This window comes from uncultured Chryseobacterium sp. (assembly GCF_913776365.1).
Taxonomy (GTDB): domain Bacteria; phylum Bacteroidota; class Bacteroidia; order Flavobacteriales; family Weeksellaceae; genus Chryseobacterium.
On sequence record NZ_CAJYMO010000179.1, the window covers coordinates 1 to 4,054 of the forward strand.

A 4,054-nucleotide genomic window follows, 5' to 3' on the forward strand; every position below is an offset into this window, starting at 1 on the left:
CTGGCAGTTGTACTGATCTCAGTACTGTTTTCAGCTTCTTTCGGAAGTAGCAATCTGGAGTTTTTTATCTCTTATTTTGCTCTTTTTGTAGGGCTGATTATTTTGCTGGCACCGGTTTTAATCATGAAAAGGCTTGGAAAGCTGGTGGCTTCAATACTGGTAAACATCTCCATAAATGGTTTTGTTCTTTTTCTCCTGCTGGTCTTTTTTATCATTGATCTGCATCAGTTAAAAGAATGCAATGATGTAAGTATGAATTCGTATAACTGCAGAAGAATTATTGAAATCCTGGGCTTCAACCTGAGTTATATCATTCTGGCGGGCGGTTTTTTATTCCTCTATCTCTACACGGCGGTTATCAGAAAATGGAAGGCCCTGCCGGAGTAGATGTCGGAAGGTGATATAAAACGAACCTGGGAAACCGGAATTTATTATCACTTTTTAAAAGACCGCGAATTGTTCTTTAACATAAATTTATCATGATAGACAAACAGGTTTCTGATCTCGTTTTCGTATTTTTAAACAAAATTTAAAAAAAGTGAAAAAGTTATTATTTGCCGTTTGTCTCTCGGCTTCTGTTTTCAGTTTTGCACAGGAGTATTCGGTCCCGGCGGCGAGTCCTCGTCAGAAAGTGGAGCAGCAGTTTTCCATGTCTAAAATTACCATAGATTATGGAAGACCGGGGGTGAAGGGAAGAAAAATTTTCGGCGAACTGGTACCTTACGGACAGATTTGGAGAGCGGGTGCCAACTCTTCTACAAAAATTACGTTCGGGCAGCCGGTCAATTTCGGTGGGAAAATCGTGCAGGCCGGAACCTATGGCCTTTTCATCGTTCCTACGGAAAAAGAGTGGAAGGTCATCCTGAATAAAGATTTCCAGCAGTGGGGAGCTTTTACCTACGATCCTAAACAGGATGTAGTAGACATTACTGTCCCTGTAAATAAGCTGGTCGATAAGCAGGAATGGTTTGAGATCACGTTGAACCCAACCGACGAAAATTCGGCCAACCTGGTTCTGAAATGGGATTATGCACAGGCTGAGGTTCCTTTAAAGCCTTCAAAACCGGATGCCGTGACGAAAATCGCAGAAAAGCTGAAAGAGATCAAAAAGATTGAATCCGACGCAGCAAAAACAAAAAGCTAAAAATGAAGTTTTCTGTTCAGACCCTTTTAGGAAACGAAAAATATCAGTTAATCCCCTTACAGCAAGGGGATTTTGAGTCTTTATACGAAGTGGCTTCCGACCCCCGGGTTTGGGAACAGCATCCCAATAAAGACCGATACCGGAGAGAAGTCTTTGAAAACTTTTTTAAAGGCGCTCTCGAAAGCCGGGGCGCTTTTAAAATTGTTGAAAATGCAACCGGAGAAATATTGGGCAGCACCCGTTTTTACGATTATGATGAAGAAAACAACAGCATCTTTATCGGCTATACCTTTTATGGAACAAAATCCTGGGGAAAAAAGATCAATCCGCAGATCAAGGAACTGATGTTAGAGTACATCTTTCAGTTTGTGGAAACCGTGTATTTTCATGTCGGAAAAGACAACATCCGTTCGCGGACCGCAATGGAAAGATTGGGTGCCGAAAACCTCGGCGAGCATGAAGTGGCTTATTTCGGAGAACCTTCCCGAATCAATATTTTATACCAGATCCAAAAGTAAATAATATATGAAAAAATTCAAAATCCAACAGAACCCGTTTATCGTTCCCACAACGGACGGTAAGCTGATTGAAGAACATTGGGGAAACTCCAGCGGAACCTCAGACGTTTCCATTGCTCACATGATAGCCCCGGCAGGATGGAGCGAACCGCACCAGACTCCTGAGTTTGATGAATTTACCTTCATTATTTCAGGGAAAAAACAGTTTGAAATCGACGGCGAAACCGTGGTGCTCGAAAAAGGCCAGAGTATCATGATCGAAAAGGGAGCAAGAATCCGTTACAGCAACCCGTTTCCGGAAGAATGTGAATACCTCTCAATCTGCCTTCCTGCCTTTTCCGTAGAATCGGTACACCGCGAAGAAGAAGGGGTTGATTAATATAATGTACCCATTTAATCATGGAACAGTGTAACGATTAACCTCTCCGATAATTGCTACACTGTTTTTTATTTCAGCACTTGTCCGGTTGATATACTGTAACAATATAATAATCTGAAAGTGTAGCAATGGCTTTCTCCGGTACCATTTATGTTGTTTTCAATTCAATATTGATGCGGTTTATGTAATATATCTTATCGCAGAATAACAGCAATTCATCAGCATTAGAATATCGGTGCACGGTCATGAAAATGGGCACATTGTTATATTACTCCATTATGTATTTGATACCGATACAATACATTAATACTGCTGTTACATTATTACATTGTCACATTGCTATATTGTTATATTATTACATCGTTATATTGTTACATTAAAGTACTACTCCGTGTACGGCGGAAATCCCAAGGTCATTGAGCAAACAGACGGTGACCCTGGAAAGAGAAGGCTTCGCCAGCAAAGAAATGAAACTTACCAAAAAGTTTAATCCGGTAACTCTGGTCAACATCCTTTTGGGAGGAGCCATCGGGGTAGGAATAGACTGTGCCACGGGTTCCCTTACCAAATATTCTCCGCAAGCCTACCAGGTAGAATTGGAAGCAAAATAATAAATGTACCCATTTGATAATGTAACAGTGTAACAATGACCATCCATCTGATGGAAACATTGCTACACTGTTTCATTATTACACTGTTACACTGTTATATTGTTGCATTGCTACATTGTTACATTATTTAAGAATCTCTTTCAGAAACATCAGCGTATGGTTCCAGGCTCTTTTGGCCATTACGGGATTATAATCCGGTGACTTAGGATCTGTAAACGTATGTTTGGAATGTGCATAGGTGATGATCTGCCAGTCGGCATTGCCTTCATTCATTTCCTTGATCAGGTTATTGTAATCTGCCGGCGTTACACTCTGGTCGTCTGCAGGATTTTCCACCAGGATTTTGGTCGAAATAGGACCGTTGGGTCTTGACTGGTCTTTTCCAATACTTCCGTGGATGGAAACAACACCTGCCACCGGCAGTTTTCCTCTCGCCGATTCCAGGGCTCCTGTCCCTCCGAAGCAATAACCGATTACCGCAATGCGGTCAGGAACTGCTCCGTTTTTCTTCAGCTGTTCTAATGCAAGCGTTATTCTCTTTTGGTAAGCCTCATAATTTTTTTTGTAGTAGCCTGCGGTTTTCGCCGCTGCGGTATTGTCGGCAGGAATATTTCCCTCACCGTAAATATCGGCTACAAAAGCGATGTATCCCTGTTTCTCAAGGTCTGCCGCGGCGGTCTTTGCTTCGTCATCAATTCCTTTCCAGGCAGGTAAAACAAGCACTCCCGGAAGCTTCTTTCCGGCGTTGGATGTTACGAGGCCATTCAGTTTCTGGGTCCCGTCCTGATAGGCAACTGGTTTAAGGTTTTGGCCGAATAAGGATGCGGAGGCAAACAAAGCCGCGCTCAATAAGATAGGTGTCGTCATAAATTTTGTTTTTTAGGAGCCTTTTCCCGCTTTCCGCTGCAATCTTTTTTTTGCAAAAAAGGATTTCCGCTGTAATCGGGGCTATGCCGGCATTGATCAGTACAAAAACCGTGCTCGGATACGAATCTCCGGAATATTAATTTGATGAAGTAAACCTCTTATTTTGAAGCCTTTTATCGCTGTTGAAATTTCGAAACTCCGTAAAAAATTGATATACACCTCAAGCCGTAGTGGGGAGACTTAAATCAGCATAGGGCAAAGCACTATGGCAACATCAGAAAAACCAACACAGAACCAAGCCCCAACGGGGCGGCTTAAATCAGAATCGGGTACAGCCCGATCACAAAATAAGGTAGAATGATCACGGCTTGTAAAAAAGGTATTCTCCATTTTCAAAGTACGCATGAATATGCTGCAGCCCGTTCGTTAAAACAATCTCCTTTGCTCCGATAATGGAATTGTAGCGGGCAGTCTGTTCAAAGGTAGTTTGCGTAAGCTTTACCTGGGGTGCCTTGCATTCGACCAGGATTTTTGG

General features: G+C 42.3%; 7 protein-coding genes. 5 read left to right on the forward strand and 2 right to left on the reverse strand.

Going from position 1 to position 4,054, the window contains the following annotated elements; genetic code table 11:
* The 5 genes from QZ735_RS09235 to QZ735_RS09255 form a co-directional block, all read left to right on the forward strand.
* Nucleotides 1-387: hypothetical protein (locus QZ735_RS09235; RefSeq protein WP_294247248.1), on the forward strand; the 387-nt coding region annotated here is incomplete at its 5' end.
* A 151-nt stretch (nt 388-538) separates the two neighbouring features.
* On the forward strand, nt 539-1,144 hold the full coding sequence (locus QZ735_RS09240; protein WP_294247249.1) for a DUF2911 domain-containing protein: 606 nt from the start codon (nt 539-541) through the stop codon (nt 1,142-1,144).
* Between the two features lie 2 nt (nt 1,145-1,146).
* Complete coding sequence (locus QZ735_RS09245; RefSeq protein ID WP_294247252.1) at nt 1,147-1,662, forward strand: GNAT family N-acetyltransferase; 516 nt, start codon at nt 1,147-1,149, stop codon at nt 1,660-1,662.
* Between the two features lie 7 nt (nt 1,663-1,669).
* Complete coding sequence (locus QZ735_RS09250; protein WP_294247255.1) at nt 1,670-2,041, forward strand: cupin domain-containing protein; 372 nt, start codon at nt 1,670-1,672, stop codon at nt 2,039-2,041.
* 416 nt (nt 2,042-2,457) lie between these two features.
* A complete protein-coding gene (locus tag QZ735_RS09255; protein WP_294247258.1) occupies nt 2,458-2,652 on the forward strand; it encodes a hypothetical protein in 195 nt (64 codons plus the stop codon).
* Nucleotides 2,653-2,775: 123 nt separating this feature from the next.
* On the opposite strand, the gene QZ735_RS09260 is transcribed toward QZ735_RS09255, so the two are convergent.
* Nucleotides 2,776-3,519 carry a dienelactone hydrolase family protein gene (locus QZ735_RS09260; RefSeq protein ID WP_294247261.1) on the reverse strand — a complete coding sequence of 248 codons (744 nt, stop codon included), beginning with the start codon at nt 3,517-3,519 and terminating at the stop codon, nt 2,776-2,778.
* 361 nt (nt 3,520-3,880) lie between these two features.
* On the reverse strand, nt 3,881-4,054 hold a 174-nt coding region (locus QZ735_RS09265; RefSeq protein ID WP_294247264.1), incomplete at its 5' end, for a type I restriction enzyme HsdR N-terminal domain-containing protein.

What these genes read in the sequence shown, in the direction of transcription:
- QZ735_RS09245 (WP_294247252.1), top strand. Translation starts at nt 1,147, where the DNA reads ATGAAGTTTTCTGTTCAGACCCTTTTAGGAAACGAAAAATATCAGTTA.
- QZ735_RS09250 (WP_294247255.1), top strand. Translation starts at nt 1,670, where the DNA reads ATGAAAAAATTCAAAATCCAACAGAACCCGTTTATCGTTCCCACAACG.
- QZ735_RS09260 (WP_294247261.1), bottom strand. Translation starts at nt 3,519, where the DNA reads ATGACGACACCTATCTTATTGAGCGCGGCTTTGTTTGCCTCCGCATCC.